Origin of the sequence: Streptomyces sp. NPDC051776, from assembly GCF_040681345.1 — a bacterium.
In the GTDB taxonomy this organism is placed as follows: domain Bacteria; phylum Actinomycetota; class Actinomycetes; order Streptomycetales; family Streptomycetaceae; genus Streptomyces.
On the sequence record NZ_JBFAYQ010000111.1, the window covers coordinates 1 to 5,491 of the forward strand.

A 5,491-nucleotide genomic window follows, 5' to 3' on the forward strand; every position below is an offset into this window, starting at 1 on the left:
GGTGGGTGCTGCAGATCGGGCTGATCGCGGCCGGTGAAAATGGAAATTCAAACAAATTTTCAAATTATATCTGATGAAGAACTTTCAGAAATAGTTGGGGGTGGTTATCCTAATAATCAAAGTATGAATGATGTTCTTCATTGGCTTAATGGTCATAATGATGGGAATCCTAAACAATTACCTAAATGGATGTGTGGATTGGGGTGAATTAGATTGACAAAATATATTTACCCTAATTTAAAAGATAATCAAAAATATTTATTAAAAATTATTGATGGGATTTTAACTAGCAATAATATTTCAAGCGAAGAAAAGAAGCTTTTTCTGATTGCAAAAAGCAATATTGAAAAGGGTAGAAATTTTGATCCCCAAATCAGTGAATTAATTTCTAGTTTACAGTACCTTGTTCATTCAGATGATGTGCTTGTTTTTTTGAAGAAGCACGAAAAATAATGCAAATTAACCCAGGAACCGGTGGTTCTCCATATGGTTGATCAAATTTTGAAAGTAAATAGTCATTTACTAAAAGCAGAGAACAAAAGAGACAGGAAACTGTCTTTTTTGTTTGCTTGGGGTCTGGGGCAAACGCCCAATTTTGGCAACTGCAGTTGCCAAAACTTTCCGCAGGAATCGTCAGACAGACCTTACCTTTATGTTAATAAAGTCTAGTAAGTTATACTTTTTATTTTCTTGATAGTTATCAATTTTTATCTATAAGGGTAGCGCTATACTAGTATCATAAAGAAAATTAAAGGAAGTAGAAAATATGGCAAAAATAACACTGAACTTTCAAAAACGACTTCAACAACACAGTAATCACTTGGTTATCCTCTCAGCCATTCTCATTGTACTCGGATACCTTGGTAAATATGGTGTAAATCAAATATGGATTTGGAATTCGACAATGATTATTGCAAGTATTATCGGTTTTATACCTGTTGCAATTCATGCCTATCAAGCAATCAAAGTGAAACAAATTTCGATTGACCTGCTAGTTTCTATTGCAGTTATCGGTGCTTTGTTCATCGGTGAATATGAAGAATCAGCAATTGTCACTTTTCTCTTCGCTTTCGGTGGATTTTTGGAGAAAAAAACGCTTGAAAAAACGCGATCAAGTATCAAAGAACTCACGAATATGGCACCCAGCACAGCCCTATCTGCTGATGGCGAAGAAATGGACATTGATGAAGTTGAAATTGGCGACAAACTCTTAGTAAAAACCGGACGTCAAGTTCCTGTTGATGGTCGTATTTACCAAGGATCTGGCTATGTCAACGAAGCCAGTATCACAGGTGAATCACGTGAAATCAGAAAGGAAGCTGGTACCAAAGTTTTTGCAGGTTCTATCTTAGAAAACGGTACAATTTACGTAGAAGCAGAAAAAGTCGGCGAAGATACAACCTTTGGTAAAATTATTGAACTTGTCGAAGAAGCCCAAGATACCAAATCTCCTGCTGAGAAATTCATCGACCGCTTTGCTAAGTATTACACGCCAGCGGTACTTGTTATTGCAGCTATTACTTGGGTTTTTAGTCATAATCTAGAACTAGCCATCACGATTCTCGTACTTGGTTGCCCTGGTGCCCTCGTGATTGGTGCACCTGTTTCAAATGTTGCAGGAATCGGGAATGGTGCAAAAAGAGGCGTCCTTATCAAGGGAGGTGATGTTATGAATACCTTCAGTCACATTGATACGCTTCTGTTTGATAAGACGGGTACTCTGACGAAAGGCAATACAGAAGTTGTTGTTGTCAAAAATTATGGTGCTTCAAAAGAATTGATTGATGCAGTTGCTTCAGCAGAAAATGAATCTGATCACCCATTAGCAACGGCAGTTGTACGCATGATCGGAAAATTCAATCCTATCAAATTTGAAAAAACGGACGTTGTTAAAGGACAGGGAATCATCGCAGACAACCTATTGATTGGTAATGAAAAAATGATGGTGGTTAATCATATTACGATTTCTCCCGAGCAGAAACAGGACATCACAGAAATCACTGATTCAGGTGCATCAGTTGTTTTGGTCGCAGCTGATAACAGATTGCAACTAATTTATGGTATTGCGGACGAAATACGTTCTGGTGTCAAAGAATCCCTCGAAGAACTACGCCACGAAGGTATTTCTCGTATGATTATGCTGACTGGAGACAACGAGACAACAGCTAAAGCAGTCGCCGCCCAACTCGGCATCGATGAAGTACGTGCCAATCTCATGCCTGAAGAAAAAGCTGAAGTTGTCAAATCACTCAAAAACTCTGGTAAAAAAATTGCTTTTATCGGTGATGGTGTCAACGATTCTCCTAGTTTGGCACTTGCTAATATAGGTATCGCAATGGGTTCTGGTACTGATACTGCGATTGAAACGTCCGATATCGTGCTAATGAAGTCTAGTTTTGATGAACTTGTCCACGCATATGGTTTAAGTAAACGCACGGTTGCCAACATGACACAAAATATTGTGATTGCGATTGTAGTTGTGCTCTTTTTACTGGCTAGTCTAATCCTTGGAGGTACAGGCTTAGTACCTAGTTTCGTCAACATGGGAACAGGTATGTTCGTCCACGAAGCTAGTATCCTCATCGTCATTGTCAATGGCATGCGACTGATTAGGTATCGAGAGAAATAGAAGAATGGAAACAAACCAAAATTTACGCGGTTTGTTTTCTTTTTTTTTGAGAGGAATTAATTTTTTGGTATCAATAAATTTTATAATAACTTTATCAAAAATAATTTGATAAAATCATCGAGACATTTTCGATGGCTTCTAGAATCTTTACAATTAAAGTTTTCCTTGCTAATAGGGACGTTCAATACGAGATTGAATTTGAGGTCGTGAAGTAGACTATCGCAGGCAATGTAGCAAGTTAGGGATTTGAACTTATTTAAAAGCTTTGATAGCTATCTCAATATAACTTTTTTATAAAAATAGATAGTGAGTTCCAAATGACAATTATTTAAAAAAGGGAAACTCGCACATTTACTAGATAGGAGGATTATCAGGTAAGAAGGTATATGTCGTTTTCAGAGCACTTCAAACATTTTATGGATGAAGGACGCTTACAAAAAGTGACTAATGGATTTGATCTTTTAATTTTATACAGGCAAAATTAGGGAATAATTTAAACACCGTTCCGCGGACCGTCTCGGTAGACTCTAGTTGATGCTACTTTACGCTCCTCATATCAGGTTATTCAGCGTTAAAAAAGAGAGTTGAGAAATTTTATCATTTTGTAGATAAAAAAATAAAACTGTTATTCTTGATAGATATCAATTTTTTGTTAGTACTGACGAGCTATAATTAATTTATAAAGAAAGAGAAAGAGGTAAATCTTATGTCAAAAGTAATTATGAGACTCAATGAATTAAGCTGCCCATCTTGTATGGCAAAAATCGAAGCTGCAATGACTACAACTAAAGGCGTAGCAAATGCAAAAGTACTTTTCAATGCATCAAAAGTTAAAGCAGAATTTGACGAAAATGTTGTCAGTACTGATGAACTTATCAGCAAGGTTGAGAAACTTGGATATCCTGTTTTGAGTAGCAAAGTAACTGTTGTGTGATTTATACCAGGAAAGATACCACTATAAATTGAATAAAGGAAAAAAATGATGACTAAATTAATGATTGATGAAAAATATGCTAAAGAACTTGATAAAGCAGAGATTGACCACCACAAACCTACGGCTGGTGCGATGCTAGGACATGTCTTATCCAATTTGTTCATAGAAAATATACGACTGACTCAAGCAGGAATATACGCGAAAAGCCCAGTTAAGTGTGAGTATTTACGTGAAATTGCACAAAAGGAAGTTGAATATTTCTTTAAAATTTCGGATTTACTTCTTGATGAAAATGAGATTGTACCAAGTACAACTGAAGAATTTTTAAAGTATCACAAGTTCATTACCGAGGATCCAAAAGCCAAATATTGGACTGATGAAGATCTGCTTGAAAGCTTCATTGTGGATTTCCAAGCACAAAATATGTTCATTACGCGAGCAATCAAGCTAGCAAACAAAGAAGAAAAATTTGCTTTGGCGGCTGGTGTAGTCGAACTTTACGGCTACAATCTTCAAGTTATTCGCAACTTGGCAGGTGACTTGGGTAAAAGCGTTGCTGATTTTCATGACGAAGATGAAGATAATGATAATTAGTTTTTACGAAACTGTAGGCTTTAGTTGAATGAGGCTTGCAGTTTGATAATTTTAGCGCGATAATAAGATAAGGAGAATCCCCAAAATGAGTAAGTATAAACATCATTTTAGTCATCATGAACACCACTGTGTACAGCTCGTGCCACTATTTGGTTTACTTTCAGAAAGTGAATTAGTGCAAGTTGAGCAGGTTGTTAATCATAAAATTTTTGAAAAAGGTGAAACAGTCATCAGCCCCTTTGCAGTGCCTCAACTTGCAATTGTGGCGCATGGTACCTTGAAAATATACCAGCTTTCTAGTGCTGGTAAAGAGCAGTTACTACGTGTGATTGAACCTGGTGGATACGCAGGTGAAGACGCCTTGTTTGGAGTAATGAATGATAATCTCTATGGTGAAACATTGGAAGAAACGCAAATTTGCTTTTTGCGACAACAAGATTTCAAAAATTTGTTGTTAAAATATCCCGAGCTCAGTTTGAAATTGCTTGAAACCACCGTGAGAAGAGCTGCGGAAATGCAATATCAAGCACAATTTCTCATGATGGAAGATGTTGAAAGTCGAATCGCTAATTATCTTTTGCAACTCGTCAAAGTAGTAGATTCAAATTCTGTTATGATTCCAATGAAAATGAAAGATCTTGCAACGTTCATCGGAACAACTCCCGAAACTATTTCTCGTAAGTTCAAAATACTCGAAGAAAAAGGATTCATTGAGCGCCGAGGAAAGATAATCAAAATACTAGATATTGATAGCCTTGAAGATGATATGATTTTAACGCCAATTATGACTTTTGTGTCCAAAGCAATTGGTGCGGTGGACAAGCCTAACGAGCGTCGTGTGAATAAAAAACCAATGCCCTCTGCTGGAGGTTTGGTCATTTTCATTGCTTTTGCGATTGCGACCTTGTTTATTCTGCCACATATTGTTCATAACCAGCCTCCCATTCATTCGCAACCTCCAGTACATGGCGCAAGTCATCAGCCAATTCAGCTAGTCAGCTATTTTAGCTACATTTGGCCCTTTATTGTTGGTGCTGGAATTGTTGTTTTGACTGGTTTGATTGATGATATAAAAGAAATTTCACCTAAAATGAAACTTTTAGGATTGACAGTTGCGGCGAGTTTTATTTGGTTCTTTACCAACGCCCGCTTTGATAATTTAAAAATTCCTTTCGGGGGGCCTTTACTAATCTTTCCTGCTTGGTTATCCTTTATTTTTACCGTTTTTTGGATACTTGCGATTACTAATGCAATAAATTTAATTGACGGATTGGACGAACTAGCAAGTGGAGTATCAATTATTTCACTGACAACAATGGGAATTGTTTCTTACT

General features: G+C 36.8%; 6 protein-coding genes. All 6 read left to right on the plus strand.

The annotated features are described in order from the left end of the window. Positions 1-39: 39 nt before the first annotated feature. The gene (locus AB0M26_RS31145) at positions 40-207 is read left to right on the plus strand and encodes a lactococcin family bacteriocin (protein WP_011834683.1); all 168 of its coding nucleotides are present in this window, start codon (positions 40-42) and stop codon (positions 205-207) included. Between the two features lie 6 nt (positions 208-213). Next, complete coding sequence (locus AB0M26_RS31150; RefSeq protein WP_254554452.1) at positions 214-453, plus strand: hypothetical protein; 240 nt, start codon at positions 214-216, stop codon at positions 451-453. Positions 454-766: 313 nt separating this feature from the next. After that, positions 767-2,629 carry a heavy metal translocating P-type ATPase gene (locus tag AB0M26_RS31155; protein ID WP_058212530.1) on the plus strand — a complete coding sequence of 621 codons (1,863 nt, stop codon included), beginning with the start codon at positions 767-769 and terminating at the stop codon, positions 2,627-2,629. A gap of 706 nt (positions 2,630-3,335) precedes the next feature. Further along, positions 3,336-3,563, plus strand: a complete 228-nt coding sequence (locus AB0M26_RS31160; protein ID WP_047686754.1) for a heavy-metal-associated domain-containing protein — start codon at positions 3,336-3,338, stop codon at positions 3,561-3,563. A 45-nt stretch (positions 3,564-3,608) separates the two neighbouring features. Then, the gene (locus AB0M26_RS31165; RefSeq protein ID WP_225509929.1) at positions 3,609-4,157 is read left to right on the plus strand and encodes a DNA-binding protein; all 549 of its coding nucleotides are present in this window, start codon (positions 3,609-3,611) and stop codon (positions 4,155-4,157) included. A gap of 85 nt (positions 4,158-4,242) precedes the next feature. Further along, a partial coding sequence (locus tag AB0M26_RS31170; protein ID WP_365266255.1) for a helix-turn-helix domain-containing protein occupies positions 4,243-5,491 on the plus strand: 1,249 nt, incomplete at its 3' end.